Genomic DNA, 19,715 nt, shown 5'->3' on the forward strand with positions numbered 1-19,715 from the left:
GTCGCCGGTCTCGCCCCTGCCGATGCCCGCCGTCGCCGGTCTCGCCCCTGCCGATGCCCGCCGTCGACGGTCTCCCTCCCGGTGCCGGCGGCCCGTTCCTCGCCTCCGGGGCGCGGGCCCTCAGGGCTCGATGCGGATCGGACGGTACCCCTCGTCCAGCAGGCGTGGCAGATACCACTCCAGGGCCGCGACGGTCTGCCGGCGGTCACCGCCCCCGTCGTGCGACAGGACGATCGCGCCCGGGTGCATCGCGTCCAGGACGGTGTGTGCGATGGTCCGGGCCCCGGGGACGGTCCAGTCCTGTGAGTCGATCGCCCAGCCGACGGGGGACATGCCCAGGTCGTTGCAGATGCTCAGGGAGGGGTCGTCCCACTCGCCGTACGGGGCGCGGGCCAGGTCGGGGGCGGTGCCGAGGATGTCCTCGATCAGGCTGCTGGTGCGGCCGAGTTCGCTGCGGACGGCGCCCGGCGGCAGTGCGGTCAGCTGCGGATGCGTCCAGGTGTGATTGCCGACGGCATGGCCCTCGTCGGCGATGTCGCACAGCAGACCCGGGAATTCGATGGCGTTCTCGCCGATGACGAAGAACGTGGCCCGGACGCCGTGCCGGCGCAGGATCCGCAGGACATGGGGGGTGTGGAAGGGGTGGGGCCCGTCGTCGAAGGTGAGGAAGACCTCACGGCGGTCGGTGGAGAGGTGGAAGGCGACCTCGGGATGCGGCGGCGAGGCGCCCGGCCCCGACCGGGAGGTCTCGCCGGCCATCGGGCGGAGCCGGTAGGAGTGCGGGTCGTGTGCCGCACCGGCCGGACCGCCGCCCGGGGCAGGCCCGGTCGGCACGGCGTGCGGTTCCTGCGGCCGGGGCCGGGCCCGTGGCGGCCCGCCGGTCTCCGGAGCGTCGCTGCCGGCCGGGAGCAGCGCGCGGCCGGCGGAGAGCACCCCGACCACGACCGCGGCCTGCACGAACCTGCGCCGCGTCTTCGCGCGCTGATCGGATGCCATCCTCCACGTGCTCTCATGCGGTCCGCGGCGGGAGCGGGAACGACACCGGCCAGGCCGCGTTCCGCACCCGATCGGCTCGCACGGAGCGCGCGCCGAAGGGGCCGGCGGCACTGCCCGGGGGAGGGAGCCGGCGGCCCGCGGCCGTGCGGCGCGGCGGCCCCGCGAGCCTCCCTCCGCCCCCGTCGGGCGGCCCATAGTTTGTCCGCCTATGAGCCCCTTCTTCAGGCCGAAGCGGATGATGGTGGGCCGTCCGCTGGACAGTGCGCGGCTCGGCGAGACGCTGCTGCCCAAGCGACTGGCGCTGCCGATCTTCTGCAGCGACCCGCTCTCCTCGGTCGCCTACGCCACCGAGGAGATCCTGCTGGTCGTCGGCCTGGGCGGAGTCGCGCTGCTCCATCTGACCTGGTACGCCGCGGCCGCCATCGTGCTGGTCCTGATCGTCGTGGTGGCGTCCTACCGGCAGACCTGTTACGCGTACCCCGGGGGCGGCGGGGCCTACATCGTCAGCGCGCAGAATCTCGGGCGGAACGCGGCGCTCACCGCCGCCAGCGCGCTGCTCGTGGACTACGTGCTCACCGTGGCGGTGTCCGTGGTCTCCGGCGTCGCCGCGATCACCTCCGCGATTCCGTCCCTCGGCGGCCACGACATGGCGCTGTCCGTCGGGTTCGTGGCGCTGCTGGCGATGATGAACCTGCGCGGGGTCCGGGAATCGGGGCGGGTCTTCGCCGTCCCCACCTACGGGTTCGTCTTCTTCATCTATCTGATGTTCGTGTTCGCCGCCGTGCGGATCGCCACCGGCGCGACCCCCCGCGCGGAATCCGCCGGACTGCCGCTGCACGCCGTCTCGCACTACACGGGCCTGGCGCTGGTCCTGCTGGGGATGCGGGCCTTCGCCTCCGGCTGCACCGCCCTGACCGGTGTCGAGGCGATCAGCAACGGGGTGCCCGCCTTCCGCAGGCCGAAGAGCCGCAACGCCGCCACCACGCTGCTGATCATGGGGTTCTTCTCCGTCACCATGTTCGCCGGGATCACGGCCCTGGCCATGCTCTACGACGTGCATGTCGCGGTGGAGCCCACCGAACTGGGGCTGCCGCCGGGCACCCCGACCTCCACCGCCCTCGCCCAGATCGGCCGCGCCACCTTCGGCGAGGTCACCGTGCTCTTCTATCTGCTGCAGGCGTTCACGGCCGGGGTGCTGATCCTCGCCGCCAACACCGCCTTCAATGGCTTCCCGATGCTCGCGTCGATCCTCGCCGAGGACCGCTACGTCCCCCGGCAGCTGCACAACCGCGGTGACCGGCTGGTGTTCTCCAACGGCATCATCCTGCTCGCGCTGGCCGCCATCGGCCTGATCATCCTGTTCAAGGCCGAACTCACCCACCTCATCCAGCTCTACATCATCGGCGTCTTCGTCTCCTTCACGCTCTCCCAGACCGGCATGGTCCGGCACTGGCGGACCGTCCTCGCCGAACGCGGGCTGCCGGCCAGGGAACGGGCCCGGCACCGGCGTTCGCAGGCGATCAACGCGGTCGGCGCGGTACTCACCGGCGTGGTCCTCGTCGTCGTCCTGATCACCAAGTTCACGCACGGCGCATGGATCGTGGTGATCGCCATGCCGCTGCTCTTCACGGGGATGCGCGCCGTGCACCAGCACTACGCGCGGGTGTCACGGGAGGTGGCCATCGCCCCGGACGCGCGACCCTGGGAGCCGGCCGGAAACTATGTCCTGGTGCTGGTCAACGCGTTGAACGCGCCCACGCTCAAGGCCCTCGGCTACGCCCGTGCGATGCGGCCCACCTCGCTGGACGCGCTGATCGTCGCGATCGATCCCGCCGATGTGCGGGGGCTGCGCGAGCAGTGGGACGGGCATGACATCGACGTCCCCCTGCAGGTGCTCAGCGCCCCCTACCGGGACTTCACCCGGCCGGTGATCGACTACGTCCTGGGCGTCAGCGCACGGCATCCGGACGGGGCCGTCACGGTCGTCCTCCCCGAATACCTTGTCGGGCGCTGGTGGGAACAGCCGCTGCACAACCAGAGCGCCCTGCGGCTCAAGGCGCGGCTGCTGTTCACGCCGGGGGTGACGGTGGTCAACGTGCCCTACCGGCTCCCGTCGGGGAGGGGGCGCGACCACAGGGCCCAGTAGGTGGGGAGAGGCACCCCCTGAATCACCTTGCCGGACATGGTCACCGGAAGGAAGTACTCCCGTTGCCGGACCGTCCGGGTGGTCACGAACAGGCTGCGGAGAGCTTGGCAGAAGGGCCGGGTGGCTGCCCGTCGGTGCGCGGGAGCGGCGGACGGGCGAGCGGCCGGCCCCAGACCGGGCCGGGCTGTCGCGCTGCCGGTCTCAGGCCGGTGCCCGGTGGCCCTTCGGTTCCGCGGCCGTGAGCGCGGACTTGGTGACATCGGCGACCAGCTCGACGACATCGGGCCCGTACGCCTGTGAGTTGACCACCTTCAGCAGCAGACAGAACTGGCCGTCGGCGCCGTGCTTACGGGCCAGCCGGGCCCGGTTGCGGACCAGATGACGGACCGCGGCCCGGTGGGTGACCGGGCGCTGGCCGGCCGCCAGGAACACCGGGCGGTCGCCGCCCTCACCTGCGGTCAGCCGCGCCAGCAGGACGTATTCGACCGCGCCGGGCTCCATCCGGTACGCCGTGCCGCCGATCGTGAAGGTGCCGCGGCCCGCGCCGGACTCGTCGCCCGGGTGCACCATGACACCCGGCAGCAGATTGGCCAGATGGGCCGCCAGCCGCCGGTGCGCGGTCGGGTCGCCGACACAGAACTCGGTGCGCGCCCCGAAGCCCTGCAGGCCGGTGTCGTGCGGGGCCACCTCGGGGTGCGCACCACAGTTCTCGATCACCGCGGCCAGCCCGAGCAGCGCCAGCGCGTCATGACGGGGGATGCTCCAGTGCGCCGAGGTGCTGTCCCGGTGGGTGACCAGCACACACTCCGAACCGTCCGGCAGCCCGAAGAAGTCCTGTTCGCGGGTCAGCTTCCGCCGGACCGTCGCGGCGTGCACGGCCCAGCCGGCCGCCAGGCCCACGATCAGGGCCACGGCCGCCACGGTCAGGAGCAGCAGGGTGTCGTCCATGGCCGGGGAGCGTAGCGGCTCACCGGGTGGGTGTTCGAGGGCGGGGCGGGGGCCCGGGGCGGCTTGCCCCGGTCCGTACCGGGCTACCTGTTCCTCCCTGTTCCGTACGGAAAAGGGGGCAGCTGATCCTCGCCGTCAGCAGGGCGACGGCAGGCGAAAAGCGCTCTGTCCGCGGGCTGTTGGGCCGAGTAGGCTCCGGCCCCTGCCGCCCCCCCCGTGCGCACGCTCAGGAGGAATATCCGGTATGAGCAGAGCCCGACGCCTCACCGTCCTGGGAGCGGCCGCCGCGCTGGCCGGCTCCCTGGTGGCGGTCCCGGCCGCCGCCGTGCCCGCCGCACCACCTGCCGCACCCGCCCGGCCGGCTCCCGCGGCCCAGGACCGCGCCCCCACCGCCACACCGGAGAAGACACCGGTCGCCGTCGGCTCCGGCGGGGCCGTCGCCAGCGTCGACGCGGATGCCTCGGCCGCCGGGATCGCGGTGCTCGCACAGGGCGGCAACGCCGTGGACGCAGCGGTCGCCACCGCCGCCGCCCTCGGCGTCACCGAGCCCTACTCCTCGGGCATCGGGGGCGGCGGCTACTTCGTCTTCTACGACGCCAAGACCCGGACCGTACGCACCCTCGACGGCCGGGAGACCGCCCCGCGCTCCACCGGCCGGGACCTCTTCCTGGAGAACGGCACCCCGCTCCCGTTCGCCGACGCCGTCACCAGCGGCCTGAGCGTCGGCACCCCGGGGACCCCCGCCACCTGGGACACCGCCCTGCGCGCCTGGGGCAGCCGGTCACTGGGGCAGGTGCTGCGGCCCGCCCGGCAGCTGGCCGCGGACGGCTTCACGGTCGATGCGACGTTCCGCCGGCAGACCGCGGACAACGAGGCGCGCTTCAAGGACTTCCCGGCGACCGCCACCCTCTTCCTGCCCGGCGGCAGGCTTCCGGCGGTCGGCTCGACGTTCAAGAACCCCGATCTGGCCCGCACCTACGGGGAGTTGGCGACGAAGGGCGTACGGGCGCTCTACGACGGCGCACTGGGCCGGGACATCGTCCGTACCGTCGGCAAGCCACCGGTGCGCTCCGGAGCCACCCGCACGGTGCGGCCCGGCAAGCTGACCGCCGCCGATCTGCGCGCCTACCGGGCGCTCGGCCAGGCGCCGACCCACACCCGCTACCGGGGCCTCGACGTCTACGGCATCGGGCCGTCCTCCTCGGGCGGCACCACCCTCGCCGAGGCGCTCAACATCCTGGAGCGGAGCGACGTCTCCCGGCTGAGCGAGCAGCAGTACCTCCACCGGTACCTGGAGGCGAGCCGGATCGCCTTCGCCGACCGCGGCCGCTGGGTCGGCGACCCGTCGCAGGAGGACGTACCGGCCAAGGCCCTCACCTCCCAGCGCTTCGCCGACTCCCGGGCCTGCCTGATCCGCGACGACAAGGTGCTGACCAGCCCCCTCGCACCCGGCGACCCCCGCCATCCGCGGCGCTGCGCCACCGGCGGCAAGGGCGTCCCGACGACGTACGAGGGGGAGAACACCACCCATCTGACCGTCGCCGACAAGTGGGGCAACGTCGTCGCCTACACCCTGACCATCGAGCAGACCGGCGGCAGCGGCATCGTCGTCCCGCACCGCGGCTTCCTGCTCAACAACGAGCTCACGGACTTCTCCTTCGCGCCCGCGGACCCGGCGGTGCATGATCCCAACCTCCCCGGGTCCGGCAAGCGGCCGCGCTCGTCCCTCTCGCCGACGGTCGTGCTGCGCCACGGCCGGCCGGTGGTGGCGCTCGGCTCGCCCGGCGGCGCGACCATCATCACGACCGTGCTGCAGAGCCTGGTCAACCACCTCGACCGCGGGATGCCGCTGGTCGACGCCATTGCCGCGCCGCGCGCCAGCCAGCGCAACGCGGCGACGACCGAACTCGAACCCGGTCTGTGGAACAGCCCGGTCCGCGGGCAACTTGAGGCGATCGGTCATGCGTTCAAGCAGAACCCGGAGATCGGCGCGGCGACCGGCGTCCAGCGGCTGCCGGACGGCCGCTGGCTGGCCGCGGCGGAGAAGGTACGGCGCGGCGGCGGCTCGGCAAGGGTCGTCCACCCGTCGTAACGGCGCGCACCGGGCGTCCCGTCGTCACGGCGTGCCCGCTCGTCCCGTCACGGTGTGCACCGCCCCTCGCGCCCCTGGTGCGTGACCGGGCGTCACACCACCGGAACACGGCGGGCCGCTGTGTGCCGTCCGTGTGTCGTCGATGTGGCGCACCGCGCGGCATCGTTGATGGCCCTCGCCGTGACGATTAGCCTCCTGGGACCGTTCGTTCGAATGAGCGGTCCCAGGGAGGGCACGCAGCGTGAGTGTTGACGAGAGCCAGGACAGCGGGACCGGTCCGGCCCCGGCCCGGCACATCGGCGCCGGGGCCGGGGAGTGGGAAGGCCTCGCCGAGCAGGCGCAGGCGCTGGCCGAGGGGCGGGTGACCTCGACCGCGCTGGTACGGCGGTCGCTGGAACGCATCGAGGCCACCCAGGCCGGCGTCAACGCCTTCCGCCGGGTACGGGCCGAAGCCGCGATGGCGGAGGCCGCGGAGGCCGACCGCAGGCTGGCGCACGGCGAGCGGCTGCCGTTGCTCGGGGTGCCGGTCGCCGTCAAGGACGACACGGATGTGGCGGGCGAGCCCACCGCGTTCGGCTGCGCCGGCGAGTTCCCGCCCAAGGAGCGCGATGCCGAGGTCGTCCGGCGGCTGCGCGCGGCCGGGGCGATCATCGTCGGCAAGACCAACGCCTGCGAACTGGGACAGTGGCCGTTCACCGAGGGCCCTGCCTTCGGCAACACCTGCAACCCCTGGAACCTCGCGCACACCCCGGGCGGCTCCTCCGGCGGCTCGGCCGCCGCGGTCGCGGCCGGGCTGGTACCCGCCGCGCTCGGCACCGACGGCGCCGGCTCGGTCCGCATCCCCGCCGCCTGGTCCCATCTCGTCGGCATCAAACCCCAGCGCGGCCGCATCTCCACCTGGCCGGACCCGGAGTCCTTCCAGGGCATCACCGGTATCGGACCGCTGGCCCGTACGGTCGAGGACGCGGCGCTGCTGCTGGACGTGGCCAGCGGCAACCACGACGGCGATCTGCACCGGCCGCCCGCCATCGCGGCGCGCGAGGCGGCCGGCCGCGACCCGGGCCGGCTGCGGATCGCGCTGTCGTGGAAGGCCGCCTTCACCTTCACCCCCAAGCCGCTGCACCCCGATGTCCGGGAGGCGGTGACGGGCGTGGCCCGCACCCTGGCCCGGCTGGGGCACTTCGTGGAGGAGGCGGAGCCGGACTACGGGCTGGTCGGACTGGCCTTCGTCCCGCGCGCCACGGCCGGGGTGGGGGAGTGGGCGGGCCGGGTCCCCGACCCCTCCCTCCTGGACCGCCGTACGCGGGAGGCGGCGCGGATGGGGCGGCTGCTCGGCGGGCCGGTACTGCGGAGGGCACGGGCCGTCGAGAGGCGCCAACAGCGCCGGATCGGCGCGCTGTTCGGCCCCTACGACGTCCTGCTGACCCCGACCACCGCCACCCCGCCCCCGCGGATCGGCACCCTCGCCAAGCTCAGCGGCTGGCGCACGGATCAGGCCATGATCGCCGCCTGTCCGTACGCCTGGCCGTGGAACGTCCTCGGCTGGCCGGGCGTGAGCGTCCCCGCCGGATTCAGCGCCGGCGGCCTGCCGCTGGGCGCCCAGCTGCTCGGCCCGGCCCACGGTGAGCCGCGGCTGATCTCGCTGGCCGCCCAGCTCCAGGACGATCTGCGCTGGCACGAGCGGCGGCCTGCGGAGCATCCGGCGTCGCCCGACGGGGCGCGCCGCTAAAGGAGCCGTCCGGATCAGCCGGCCGTTCTCATGGGTCCCGGCCACCACATGAAGAACAAGGGCGTGCTTGCACTGCGTCCGATTTCTCTTTCGCCGAGTAGATATGTCGCTACGTAAGTCAGCAGTACTCGGGGATTATCGGGGGTCCCGATGGGATAACAGGAGTTCTGCTGGCATCGGCGAGACTTCGGTGGATAGAATATCGCGCGCTGCTCGCGATGGCGGTCGGTGAGGTCGGTGGTGGGTGGGGGGCCAAGACGCCGTGATCGAGGTGCAAGAACACGCAATCCAGGGCTTTTTTGTTCGAGTTCCTGAACGCGCGTTCGCTTTCCCTGGCCTGCGATGCTTACCCCTCGCCCGCAATATCCTCAAGCGATCACCACAAAGCGGTCCACGCGCCAGCGTGGGCCCTTTTTCTTTTCCGTGGCGTTCGCGCCGGTGTTCGTGTCCGGGGCCATGAAGCGGACGGGCAGCGAGAAGCGGGTGCTTCGTTTTCCCGACAAGAAAAATGTGGAGTGTGATGCCATGAACCGATTCGGCAGAGATTCTCGCCGGTCGGCCCGGAGGCTCGTGGAGCCGCTGGCGCGCATGGGGTTATCCCTTCTTTTGCTGGCAGGCGGCGCCGTGGGAGCGACGGCTGGACCGGCCGCCGCTTCGACGGCCGACGGCACGTTGACGGTGCAGGTGCTGCGCGACTTCTTCGGCACCGGCCTGATCAACGCGGCGATGGACGTACCGCAGCGGGGGATGAAGGTGAAGGTCTCGGACCCCGCCGGGCACCATGTCACCGGCGTCACGGATGCCACGGGCAAGGTCGTGGTCTCGCGGTCGACCGTGCTGAGCGGCGGCCAGTACCGCGTCGACGTCAGCATCCCGGCCCCGTACCGCGACTACCTGCGGGCGGCGCCCGCGTCGACGGCGGAGAACCACTTCGACAGCTTCACGTCGTTCGTGGAGGTGTCGGACGGTAAGAACGACTCGGTGGTGACGGGGGTGTGGGACCCGGCCGACTACGCGCTCCCGGACTCGCGGTACTTCGTGCCGGTCCACAACGGCCCCAACGGAACCGACAACCGGGCCTTGGTGGCCTTCGGGACGAAGACCCGGGGCACGTGTCCCGGCGATGTGGCGTGCCCGGCCACGCTGGCCACGCAGGACCAGGTGGGCACGACGTTCGGGTTGGCCTACGACAAGGACCGCACCCGGCTGTTCCAGAGCGCGTTCGCCCGCCGGTACGCCCCGTACGGGCCGAAGGGCCCTGGCGCGATCTACACGGTGCCGGTCGGCGGTTCGGGTGCGCCGGAGCTGTTCGCGCAGGTGCCGGACGCCGCGGTGACGCAGCACGACACCGCCAACATGATCAAGGATCCCGGCTTCACCGACGCACCGGGCAAGGAGAGCATCGGTGGCCTGGCCCTGTCGGAGGACGGCTCCACGCTGTACGCGGTGAACCTGCGGACCCGCAGCCTGGTGAGCTTCGACGCGACCGGGGCCACCGCCGCGGCGCCCGAGTCGACGGTCCCGATCCCGGACCCGGGGTGCGCGAGCCCCGGCGACTGGCGGCCGTTCGGCCTCCAGGTCCACAACAACACGCTGTACGTCGGCGGGGTGTGCAGCGCGGAGAGCACGCAGCAGCGCACGGACCTGAAAGCCGTTGTCTCCACCTACGACGGCAAGCGGTTCACCACGGTGCTGACCCACGCACTCACCGACAAGCGCGGCAGCGTCTTCGGCTCCGGCGACAAGGCCACCCACTGGAACCCGTGGAACACCAGCCCGGACACGTGGGACGACCGGAAGGCGGGCGGCGTCTTCATCGATCCGCAGCCGGAGCTCTCCTCCCTCGCCTTCGCCCGCGACGGTTCGATGATCCTGGGTTTCCGCGACCGGTTCATGGACGTGCTCGGGTGGGGAGGGCTGGACCCCCGCCCGGGGAACGACACGGCCGAAAGCGGCATGTCCGGCGGTGACATCACCATGGTCTGCGCCACTCCCACCGGTGAATACCAGTGGGAGGGCACCGGGAGCTGCCCCAACCACGCCACCCCCGCCAACAGCGGCGGCCAGCCCGCCGATGTCGTCGAATACTTCCCGGGCGACACTTTCGCCAACGCGCACCAGGAGACCGCGCTGGGTTCGGTGGCGTATATCCCGCAGCAGCAGTGGGTCGTCAGCACGGAGTTCGACCCGGTCGTCGATGTCGCGACCTCGGGGACCGGGTACCACGACATCACGACCGGTCAGGGCCCGGGCAACAACCCGAAGGCCAACGGGTTCCAGTTCGTCAGCCGGGAACAAGGCGGGTTCGGCAAGGCCGGCGGGCTCGGTGACATCGCGTACGCGGCGGCGAACGCGCCGATCCAGATCGGCAACGTCGTGTGGTTCGACGGCGACCACAACGGGATTCAGGACCCGGGGCACGTGCTGCTGCCGGGGGCGACGATCAACCTGCTGGACGCGGACGGCAAACAGGTCGCCACGACCCGGACCGATGCCGCCGGCGAGTACTACTTCGGTGGTGTCGGCGCCGAGTACGCACTCACGCCGGGTGCGAAGTACACGGTGCAGTTCGACGTGTGTACCGCGGACACCAGCAAGGTGCCCGAGCAGCCTCCGGCGAGCGAGCTGCGGTTCACGCTCCCGCGAGCCGGTGGCAACCGTGCGCATGACTCCAATGTGACTCCGCCGGCCACCGGGCGGTTGTGCAACGGCCGTGCGCGTGTCACGGCGCCGGACAAGCCGGGCGGGGTCGATCACACGATCGACGCCGGGGTGTACATCCCGAAGGCAACGCCGACTCCGACGCCGACGGGGACTCCGACGGGGACTCCGACCGGGACGCCGACGGGGACGCCGACGGGGACTCCGACCGGGACCCCGACCGCGACGCCGACCGGGACCCCGACGCTGCCCCCGAGCGCTACCCCGACGCCGAGTTCGCCCCCGGGCCCGACCTCGCCACCGGCCGCTACGCCGCCGCCACCCGCGCCGCCTGCCAACAACCCGCCCCCGGGCGGTGGGAGCACGGGTTCGCTGGCGCACACCGGTATGTCCGGGCTGCCCAAGATGACCGCTCTCGCCGGTCTGCTGGTGGGTGCGGGCCTGTTCATCGCGTTGATGAGCCGGAAGCGCCGCGCCCGGAAACGCTGAACGAACCCACAACAGTGATCTGCCTGCCCGCGGCCCGGATGACGCGGGCAGGCAGTTCACCTCCCGGCCGGTCCATGAGGGCCGGCCTCGGCGTCGTCTGTCACCGGACTGCCGAGTGCCGCCGCGACCGCACGGTGGCCGGGCAGCATGGTGACCGAGAGGGTGGATCAGAAGAGTGTCAGCGTCGAGCCGCGTGCGGAGCGTGAGAACCCGGCAAGCCCTACCGGACCGTGCGGCTGACCGGCGCCGACGGCTGCGGCCACGCCGGGCGGCAGCCGTCATCGCCGCCGCGGCCGCCGCGGTGGCCGCGTTCCTTCTCGCCGACGGCGTCCTCGGCCCCAGCGGTCCGCGCGCACTGACGTCGGACGAGGCGAACCGGCTGGCGATCACGAGGTTCCGTAACTATGCGGCGCACGGCCGTGCGGTGACGATCACTGTGCCGGGTACCGCCGGCGGGCTGACCGTCACCGGGTCCGTCGACTACCGGGCCAAGCTCGGTTACGGCGTGGTGCACGGCACCGGGCGCGACACCTCCAGCGACGGGCTGATCGAGTGGACCGCCACCTCGGTGTTCGTCCATCCGATGGCGAACGCCCCGGCGCACGCACCCGCGTCGCCGCCCCGCTCGGCCTGGTACCGCCGCCCGCTGCTGTCGTCCGGCAGCGCGCTGGACAGTTCGCTGACCATCGCGCTCGGTCTCGGCAGCGACCGGCCTGACAACGCCGAACTGCTGCCGCAGAACGGCGCCGCCTGGTGGGGACGGGACCAGGTGGCCGGGCATCGGGTGGACGTCATGACCGGGCCGTCCTCCCCCGGCCGCTCCGGCACGGCGGGCAACGTGCGCTACTGGGTCGGCCCGGACGGCACCATGTACCGGGTCCGCGTCAGCGTGGGTTCCGAGCCGCAGCCGGTGGTCATCGCTTTCGACACCCAGAAGTACGCTCCGGTCGAGCCGGTACCCGGTGTCACCCCGGCCCGGTAGCCGCTGTTCAGGACGGCTGCACCCGCGCGTGCGCGGCGAGCAGGGACGCCGGCGGCAGGGGGATGCCTGCCGTCTTCGGCAGGGCCGGAACGGCCGGGACAGCGGTGGCGCCCGTAGTGGTGGCACGGGGGAACTGCGGCTGCGGACCCGGCACCGCGACCTCGGTGAACGGGATGCCACCGGGCGCCGTCGGCATCGACCACCGGCCGGCCGGCGAGACCGACTCGGACGGAAGCGGGCAGGACGCGGTGGTCGCGAGCCGGGCGGGCACGGTGGTGCGCAGCTCGTTGCCACGCAGGCAGTTCCCCCGCCCCCGCGTGGCGGTGGGGAACGCCCAGCCGACGTCGATGCCGTTACCGGTGAACGTGTTGTCCACGATCTGGTTGCCCACCGGAGGCAGGTCGGCGGTTGCGGTGATCACCAGCCCGGCGTTGCTGTTGCCGGCGATGCGGTTGCGGACGAACCGGTTGTCGCTGCCGCCGTCGATGCCGATGCCGACGCCCCACCCACCGTCGGCCTGCACGGGGGTGGCCCGCTGCTGGTTGGCGGCGATCAGATTGCCCGCGATGACGGCGCCCCGCTGCGGGAGCAGCTTCTCCTGGTGGTCGGAGTCGGTGGTCAGGCCGACCCGGTTGCCGACCAGGCGGTTGCCGACCACGTACATGTCTCCGCCGGCGTTGGTGCCTTCGTAACCGACGGCGTTGAGTTCGGCGATGTTGTCCCGCACCACGACGCGACAGGGCTTGCACTGTCCGACGTAGATCCCCGAGTCGGCCCCTCCTGACGCGTACGAGTGCTCGATGACACCGTTCTGCGCGGAGAACGCATAGATGCCGTACAGCCCGTTGCGGGTCGCGGTCACATACGAGACCAGGAACGACTTCAGAAAGGTGACGGGCTCGTCGCCGGTGTCGTAGCCGCCGCTTCGCCCCGGCAGCCCGGCGGCCGCTTTCGCCGAACCGGTGACCAGGACCCCGTTCTGCGTATTGTTCTTCACGGTCAGGTTCTGCACGGCCACCCCGGGCGCCGCGACGACCACGCCGTTCGGCTGCCGCAACCGCCCGTCGATGACGACCTTGTCCCGGGACGCGCCGCGAAGGGTGAGGCGAGCCGTGTCGATCTTCACCGACTCGTGGTACACGCCCGGAGCGACCAGTACCAGGTCACCGGGCCGGGCCAACGACACCGCGTCCGAGATCGTCGGCGCATCGGTGGGCACACGGATCGTCACCTGCGCACCGGCCGGTCGCCGGCCGCTGCTCGCTCCGCCGTCACCGCCGCCGCAGCCGGCCACAAGTGCCAGCGTGCCCAGTACCGCCGCCAACACGCGAAGAGCTGATCGAGGCATGATCCCAGTTTGGCAGCATGACGCCCAATTCCGCGCCGGAATCGGGAGGTTGACCGCGGGCGCGATGCGGGTGTGGCACTCTGCACACCATGCACCGAGCCGATCACCATCCGTCGCGGCGTGCGTTCCTCGATGTCACCGGAGCCATGGTGGCCGCCGGTCTGACCGCCGGATGCACCTCGGACTCCGCCCGGCCGGAAAGGCCCGCCCCTACCGCGGCGGCCACGCCGACGCCCGTGGTGGCAATGGGCCGGCATCAGGCAGGCATCACGCTCCCGCAGCCGGCCCAGCCCCACCTGCTGGCCGTGGTGGCCGACCTCGGCGCCGGCGTGCACGCCGGTCCGTTACTGGCCGAACTCGGCCGGGCCATCCGCACCCTCACCGCGGGGAGTGACCCCCGGCTGCTGGGCCTGCCGCCGGGCGACCTCACCGTGACCGTCGGCGTGGGCCCCCGGCTGGTACGTACGGCCGGTGCCACGCTGCCCGGCGCGGCCGACCTCCCGCGGTTCTCCCACGAGCGGATCACCCCACGGGCACGCGGCGGAGACCTGCTGATCCAGATCTGCGCCGGCGACCCGCTGCTCCTCCCGGTCGTGGGCGCCGCGCTCCTGGACCAGGCCGGTGACCGCATCCACGAACGCTGGCGGCAGTCCGCACGCCGCGGTACGAACGTGCCCCTCGGCAACGGCCTCACCGCGCCACGAAACCCGCTCGGATTCATCGACGGCATCGTGGGCCCGCACACGACCGCCGAACAACAACGCGACCTGTGGCTGGCCGGTCCCCCCGCGGTGGCCGGCGGCACCCTTGCCGTACTGCGGCGCATGGAACTCGACCTGCCGCGGTTCGCCGCCCTGTCCGTGGCCCAGCAGGAGGCGGTCTTCGGACGGCGCCGGGCCAGCGGCGTCCCCCTCTCCGGCGGCCCCGTCGCCGCAGGCCCGGACCTCGGCGCCAAGACACCGGACGGCCGTTACCTCGTCCCCGCGGATGCTCACGTGCGCAGGGCCAACCCCGCCGTCGTCGGCGCCGGCCTCATGCTCCGCCGCTCCTACAGCATCGACGAGCCCGCCCCCGGCCTGCTCTTCCTCAGCTTCCAGAACGACCTGCGGGCTTTCACGGCCACCCTCACTCACATGGACACCTCCGACGCGCTGCTGTCCTTCACCACCACAACCGCCAGCGCGACCTTCCTGATCCTCCCCGGCTTCGACGGGCAACACCCCCTCGGCTACCGGCTGTTCGGCTGATCGTGCGCGCTACCGGAGCCGGTCCCACGACCGGCTGGTCCCCATGAACTGCGCAGGGGAGTCCGTCCGGTCCGGCTTGACCGGACGCACACCTCTCGGAGTGGGCCGCGCGCCTCAGCCGAGGAGTCCGAGGATCGCCTCGGTGGTATCGGTCTCGCCCAGCCGGGGGAAGATCTTCTCCAGGCTGTTGCGGTGGGCGTCGGCGTCCAGGTCGGTCATCGCGTCGGTGGCGAGGGTGACGTGGTAGCCGTGCTCGTGCGCGGCGCGGGCGGTGGACTCCACGCCGATGCTGGTGGCGATGCCGGCGAGGACGACCTGGGTCACCCCGCGGCGGCGCAGCTCCAGGTCCAGGTTCGTGCCGTGGAAGGCGCCCCACTGCTGCTTGGTGACGAGGATGTCGCCGGGCTGCCGGTCGAGCTCGGGCACCAGCTCGGCCCAGTCGGCGGGCGGGCTGCCGGCGGGCCGCGCGCTCTGCGTACGGCCCGGGGCGCCGCCCGTGACGTTCACCAGGACGACCGGCAGCCCGCGCGCCCGGAAGGCGGCGGCCAGCCGTGCGCCCCGTGCGACGACCTCGGTGGCGGGCACCGGCGCGCCGGGCAGGGCGGCGATGCCCTTCTGCAGGTCGATCAGGACCAGGGCGGTCGTGGCGTCGAGGGTGGTGGCGGGCATGGGTGCTCCTTGGGGGGTGAGGGGTGGTGGAGGTATTGCGGGGGCGGCCGTCGCGGCGCGTGGCCGGTGTCCGATGGCCGGTTTCAGCCGCCGCTCCCGGTGGCCCCGGGCCGCAGGCCGCGGTCGGCGAGGGTCAGGACGAGCAGCAGCAGGCCGAGCGCGATCCCGGTCAGTGCGATCTCGTGCAGCCCGGAGTCCGAGGCGCGCTGCCCGTAGAGCAGCCCGATGACGCCGGAGGCGGTGATCGCGCCGAGGTACTGGGCGGTGCGCTGGAGCCCGGCGGCCGCGCCCACCCCGTCGTCCGGGGCCTGGGCGTAGACGGCCGCCTGATTGCCGGTGGAGGCCAGGCCCTGCGGGATGCCGAAGAGCGCCCCGGCACACAGCAGCGCGACCAGCGGTCCGGTGCCCTGCAGCAGGAGGAAGACCGCGCTGCCCAGGGCGAGACAGACCGCGGCGACGGTCAGCGGGGCACGGATGCCCTTCGTCCGGGCGCCCACCAGCGAGCAGACCGCGGCCGCCAGGGACATCGGCAGCAGGATCAGCCCGGCCTGGAAGGAGGAGGCGCCGTACGCCTGCTCCAGCCACTGGCTGAAGCCGTACAGCACGCAGTAGATGACGAGATAGGTCAGCCCCTGGCGGAGGTAGGAGCGCACCAGGGCGCCGTGCCGGGCGAGCATCCGCAGATCGAGGAACGGCTCCGGATGGCGCAGCTGCCACCACACCAGGACGCCCGCGAGCACCCCGGCCGGTACCAGGAGCGGCCACTGCGGGTCCGCCAGGCGCAGCAGGAAGACCATGGCGCAGGTGAGCGCCGCGGCGAACAGCGCGATGCCCAGCGGGTCGAGGGAACCGGAGCCGGTCCCGGCACGGCCCGGCCGGGCGTCGTTCCGGTCCGCGGGGAGCCAGGCGAGCGCGCCGAGCAGGGCGAGCAGCGCGAGCGGGACGTTGACGGCGAACACCGCGCGCCAGCCCGCGGTCGCGGCGAGCAGTCCGCCGAGCGTGGGGCCGACGGCGGCGCTGCTCAGCGCGGCGAGCGAGAGCCGGCCGAGCACATGACGGGGCGTGGGGCGACCGGTACGCCCGGACTCGGCGCGCAGCACGGCCATCGCGGCGGGGTAGGCCGCCGCGGTGCCGATCCCGAGCACGACCCGGGAGACGATCAGCAGCGCGAAGGTGGGCGCGAGCGCCCCGATGACGCCCGCGGCACAGACGGTCAGCGCGCCGGCGACGAACACCCGGCGGGGCCCGACGCGGTCGGCCAGCCGCCCCATCGACGGCTGGCCCACCGCGCTGGCGAGGTACATCGCGGAGATGAGCCAGGCGGTGTCGGCGGCTCCGGCGTGGAAGTCCCGGCCGATGGCCACCAGGGCGGTGGCGATCATCGTCGAGTTGATCGGGTTCAGCAGCGACCCGAGCAGGAGCGGTGCCATCAGCCGGGCGCCGAAGGCACGATCGGGGTCGGTGGCCGCGCCGGGGCCGGTGGCCGCGCCGGGGCCGGCCGGGGGAGCGGGGAGGCCGGGCCGGCCCGTTTCCCGCGGAGTGGGGACGGCCGCCGGGGCCGTCCCCGTCGTCGGCCTGCCGCCCTGCCCGGAAGCGGAGGAGCCGTTCGTCCCGGCGTCCATCCCGGCCTTCATTCCGGCATCAGCCGCCGTATCAGCGCGGTCGCCGACTCCAGGGTCTGCTGCTCCTCCGGGGTCAGCCGGTCGGCGATGGCCTCGGCCAGCCAGTTGTGCTTGGCCTGCCGTACGACGGCGAGCATCCGGCGGCCCTCCTCGGTGAGCGAGAAGACCACCTGCCGGCCGTCCGTCGGATGCGGGCTGCGGGCGAGGACGCCGCGCTCCTCCAGCGCCCCGACGGTCAGCCGCATCGACTGCGGGCGGACCAGCTCGGCGCGGGCCAGGGCGGCGATGGTGGCCTCCCCGTCGGTGTCGATCCGGCCGATCACCGCGCGCTGGGTCGGGGTGAGCTCCCCCTGCGGCGAGGCGGCGCGCAGATGTCGCATGAGCAGGGAGACGGTGGCGGCCAGCTCCGTCGCCAGGCGTTCCTGGTCCTTTTCCGGCATATCTCCAGCGTAAATATCGACAGGCAAACTTGCAAGTTTTCCTGTTGATATCCCGGACGCGCCATGCGGAGATGGTCTTGCCACGGTGCGTGACGGGGCTTACGGTCACCTCCACACGCGTAGATCCCGCGCGGGCTGCAGGCTGACGCATCGACAAAGGAGCAGCTCATGGCCGATGTTGTGCGTGCCGCACTGGTCCAGGCGACCTGGACCGGCGACACCGAATCGATGATCGCGAAGCATGAGGAGTACGCCAGAGCGGCGGCCGCGCAGGGCGCGAAAGTGATCGGCTTCCAGGAAGTCTTCAACGCTCCGTACTTCTGCCAGGTCCAGGAGCCCGAGCACTACCGCTGGGCCGAGCCGGTGCCCGACGGGCCGACCGTACGGCGGATGCAGGACCTCGCCCGCGAGACCGGCATGGTCATCGTCGTCCCGGTCTTCGAGGTCGAACAGTCCGGCTTCTACTACAACACCGCGGCCGTCATCGACGCCGACGGCACGGTCCTGGGCACCTACCGCAAGCACCACATCCCGCAGGTCAAAGGCTTCTGGGAGAAGTACTACTTCAAGCCGGGGAACGCCGGCTGGCCGGTCTTCGACACCGCGGTCGGCAAGGTCGGCGTCTACATCTGCTATGACCGCCACTTCCCCGAAGGATGGCGGCAGTTGGGCCTCAACGGCGCCCAGCTCGTCTACAACCCCTCCGCCACCTCCCGCGGACTGTCCGCCTACCTCTGGCAGCTGGAGCAGCCCGCGGCGGCCGTCGCCAACGAGTACTTCATCGCGGCGATCAACCGGGTCGGCGTCGAGGAGTACGGCGACAACGACTTCTACGGCACCAGCTACTTCGTCGACCCGCGCGGTCAGTTCGTCGGCGACGTGGCCAGCGACTCCAAGGAGGAACTGGTCATCCGCGACCTCGACTTCGCCCTGATCGACGAAGTCCGCCAGCAGTGGGCGTTCTACCGCGACCGCCGCCCCGACGCGTACGACGGGCTGGTGCAGCCATGAGCCCTGACCCCGCGGACCTGCACGCCCGCCACCAGGCCGTCCTGCCCTCCTGGCTCAGCCTCTACTACGAGCGGCCCCTCGAACTCACCCATGGCGAGGGCCGCCACGTCTGGGACGCCGAGGGCAACCGCTACCTCGACTTCTTCGGCGGCATCCTCACCACCATGACGGCCCATGCGCTGCCCGAGGTGACCAAGGCCGTCAGCGAGCAGGCCGGCCGCATCCTCCACACCTCCACGCTCTACCTCTCCCGCCCCATGGTCGAGCTGGCGGAGCGGATCGTGGCGCTCTCCGGCATCCCCGACGCCCGGGTCTTCTTCACCACCTCCGGTACGGAGGCCAATGACGCGGCCCTGCTGCTGGCCACCACGCACCGCCGCTCCAACCAGGTCCTGGCGATGCGCAACAGCTACCACGGCCGCTCCTTCTCCACCGTCGGCATCACCGGCAACCAGAGCTGGTCCCCGACCAGTCTCTCGCCGCTGCAGACGCTCTATGTGCACGGCGGGGTACGCAGCCGCGGCCCGTACGCCGGGCTGAGCGACGCCGCGTACATCGCCGCCTGCGTCGCCGACCTGGAGGACATGCTCCAGCAGACCGCGGGCGGCGTCGCCGCGCTGATCGCCGAACCGGTCCAGGGCGTCGGCGGGTTCACCATGCCGCCGGACGGCCTCTACGCGGCGTTCCGCGAGGTGCTCGCCCGGCACGGCATCCTCTGGATCAGCGACGAGGTGCAGACCGGCTGGGGCCGCACCGGGGACCACTTCTGGGGCTGGCAGGCGCACGACGGCAACGGCCCGCCCGACCTGCTCACCTTCGCCAAGGGCATCGGCAACGGCATGTCCGTCGGCGGAGTGGTGGCCCGGGCCCAGGTGATGAACTCGCTCTCCGCCAACTCCATCTCCACCTTCGGCGGCAGCCCCGTCACCATGGCCGCGGGCCTCGCCAACCTCAACTACCTCCTTGAACACGACCTCCAGGGCAACGCCCGGCGGGTCGGCGGACTGCTCATCGAGCGGTTGCGGGCGGTCTCGGCCGGCATCGGTCTCGTACGGGAGGTGCGCGGCCGCGGCCTGATGATCGGCATCGAACTGGTCCGGCCCGGTACCGACGAGCGCTCGCCCGAGGCCGCCACGCTGGTCGTGGAGGCCGCCAGGGAACGCGGTCTGCTGGTCGGCAAGGGCGGCCAGGGCGGTGCCTCGCTGCGGATCGCACCCCCGATGACGCTGACGGTCGCCGAGGCGGAAGAGGGCGCGGAACTGCTCGCGGACGCGCTGCGGTCGGTGCAGGGGATGACGGCCGCCTCGTAGCGGGCGCCGCGGTGGCCGGGGCGGG

15 protein-coding genes are annotated in these 19,715 nt (G+C 72.4%); 8 read left to right on the plus strand and 7 right to left on the minus strand.

Annotation, left to right across the window (positions count from 1 at the left end; genetic code table 11):
- Positions 1-120: 120 nt before the first annotated feature.
- Positions 121-996, minus strand: coding sequence for a polysaccharide deacetylase family protein (locus ABZ851_RS16755; protein ID WP_361127579.1), 876 nt, complete (start codon positions 994-996; stop codon positions 121-123).
- A gap of 208 nt (positions 997-1,204) precedes the next feature.
- On the opposite strand from ABZ851_RS16755, the gene ABZ851_RS16760 reads away from it, so the two are divergent.
- Positions 1,205-3,142 (plus strand): APC family permease, encoded by a 1,938-nt coding sequence (locus ABZ851_RS16760; protein ID WP_361127582.1) that lies wholly within the window; start codon positions 1,205-1,207, stop codon positions 3,140-3,142.
- A gap of 201 nt (positions 3,143-3,343) precedes the next feature.
- Here the strand turns inward: ABZ851_RS16760 and ABZ851_RS16765 are convergent, their stop codons facing one another.
- Complete coding sequence (locus tag ABZ851_RS16765; RefSeq protein ID WP_361127585.1) at positions 3,344-4,090, minus strand: hypothetical protein; 747 nt, start codon at positions 4,088-4,090, stop codon at positions 3,344-3,346.
- 244 nt (positions 4,091-4,334) lie between these two features.
- Between ABZ851_RS16765 and ggt the strand changes: the two genes are divergently transcribed.
- Positions 4,335-6,182 (plus strand): gamma-glutamyltransferase, encoded by a 1,848-nt coding sequence (ggt, locus tag ABZ851_RS16770; protein ID WP_361127588.1) that lies wholly within the window; start codon positions 4,335-4,337, stop codon positions 6,180-6,182.
- Positions 6,183-6,477: 295 nt separating this feature from the next.
- On the plus strand, positions 6,478-7,911 hold the full coding sequence (locus ABZ851_RS16775; RefSeq protein WP_361128218.1) for an amidase: 1,434 nt from the start codon (positions 6,478-6,480) through the stop codon (positions 7,909-7,911).
- 368 nt (positions 7,912-8,279) lie between these two features.
- Here the strand turns inward: ABZ851_RS16775 and ABZ851_RS16780 are convergent, their stop codons facing one another.
- On the minus strand, positions 8,280-8,501 hold the full coding sequence (locus ABZ851_RS16780; RefSeq protein WP_361127591.1) for a hypothetical protein: 222 nt from the start codon (positions 8,499-8,501) through the stop codon (positions 8,280-8,282).
- Between ABZ851_RS16780 and ABZ851_RS16785 the strand changes: the two genes are divergently transcribed.
- Both ABZ851_RS16785 and ABZ851_RS16790 read left to right on the plus strand, forming a co-directional pair.
- Positions 8,500-11,061, plus strand: a complete 2,562-nt coding sequence (locus ABZ851_RS16785; RefSeq protein WP_361127594.1) for an SdrD B-like domain-containing protein — start codon at positions 8,500-8,502, stop codon at positions 11,059-11,061. The two genes, ABZ851_RS16780 and ABZ851_RS16785, sit on opposite strands and share 2 nt — an antisense overlap.
- Positions 11,062-11,362: 301 nt before the next feature.
- Complete coding sequence (locus tag ABZ851_RS16790) at positions 11,363-12,043, plus strand: hypothetical protein (protein WP_361128221.1); 681 nt, start codon at positions 11,363-11,365, stop codon at positions 12,041-12,043.
- Positions 12,044-12,050: 7 nt separating this feature from the next.
- Here ABZ851_RS16790 and ABZ851_RS16795 read toward each other — a convergent pair whose 3' ends face one another.
- A complete protein-coding gene (locus ABZ851_RS16795) occupies positions 12,051-13,391 on the minus strand; it encodes a right-handed parallel beta-helix repeat-containing protein (protein WP_361127597.1) in 1,341 nt (446 codons plus the stop codon).
- Positions 13,392-13,480: 89 nt separating this feature from the next.
- On the opposite strand from ABZ851_RS16795, the gene ABZ851_RS16800 reads away from it, so the two are divergent.
- Positions 13,481-14,638 (plus strand): Dyp-type peroxidase, encoded by a 1,158-nt coding sequence (locus ABZ851_RS16800; protein WP_361127600.1) that lies wholly within the window; start codon positions 13,481-13,483, stop codon positions 14,636-14,638.
- Between the two features lie 114 nt (positions 14,639-14,752).
- Here ABZ851_RS16800 and ABZ851_RS16805 read toward each other — a convergent pair whose 3' ends face one another.
- The 3 genes from ABZ851_RS16805 to ABZ851_RS16815 all read right to left on the minus strand — a co-directional run bounded on the left by ABZ851_RS16805 (position 14,753) and on the right by ABZ851_RS16815 (position 17,369).
- Entirely contained in the window at positions 14,753-15,307 is a 555-nt protein-coding gene (locus ABZ851_RS16805; protein WP_361127603.1) for an isochorismatase family protein, read from the minus strand.
- Between the two features lie 83 nt (positions 15,308-15,390).
- Positions 15,391-16,929 carry an MFS transporter gene (locus ABZ851_RS16810; RefSeq protein WP_361127606.1) on the minus strand — a complete coding sequence of 513 codons (1,539 nt, stop codon included), beginning with the start codon at positions 16,927-16,929 and terminating at the stop codon, positions 15,391-15,393.
- 8 nt (positions 16,930-16,937) lie between these two features.
- On the minus strand, positions 16,938-17,369 hold the full coding sequence (locus tag ABZ851_RS16815; protein ID WP_361127609.1) for a MarR family transcriptional regulator: 432 nt from the start codon (positions 17,367-17,369) through the stop codon (positions 16,938-16,940).
- 168 nt (positions 17,370-17,537) lie between these two features.
- Between ABZ851_RS16815 and ABZ851_RS16820 the strand changes: the two genes are divergently transcribed.
- Together ABZ851_RS16820 and ABZ851_RS16825 are read left to right on the plus strand one after the other, a co-directional pair.
- Positions 17,538-18,380, plus strand: a complete 843-nt coding sequence (locus ABZ851_RS16820) for a nitrilase-related carbon-nitrogen hydrolase (protein WP_088800894.1) — start codon at positions 17,538-17,540, stop codon at positions 18,378-18,380.
- A complete protein-coding gene (locus tag ABZ851_RS16825) occupies positions 18,377-19,690 on the plus strand; it encodes an aspartate aminotransferase family protein (protein ID WP_361127613.1) in 1,314 nt (437 codons plus the stop codon). The genes ABZ851_RS16820 and ABZ851_RS16825 overlap by 4 nt, the downstream gene beginning before the upstream one ends.
- The last annotated feature ends 25 nt before the right edge of the window (positions 19,691-19,715 follow it).

The sequence above is a fragment of the Streptomyces sp. NPDC047049 genome, from assembly GCF_040643995.1.
GTDB lineage: Bacteria > Actinomycetota > Actinomycetes > Streptomycetales > Streptomycetaceae > Streptomyces > Streptomyces mooreae.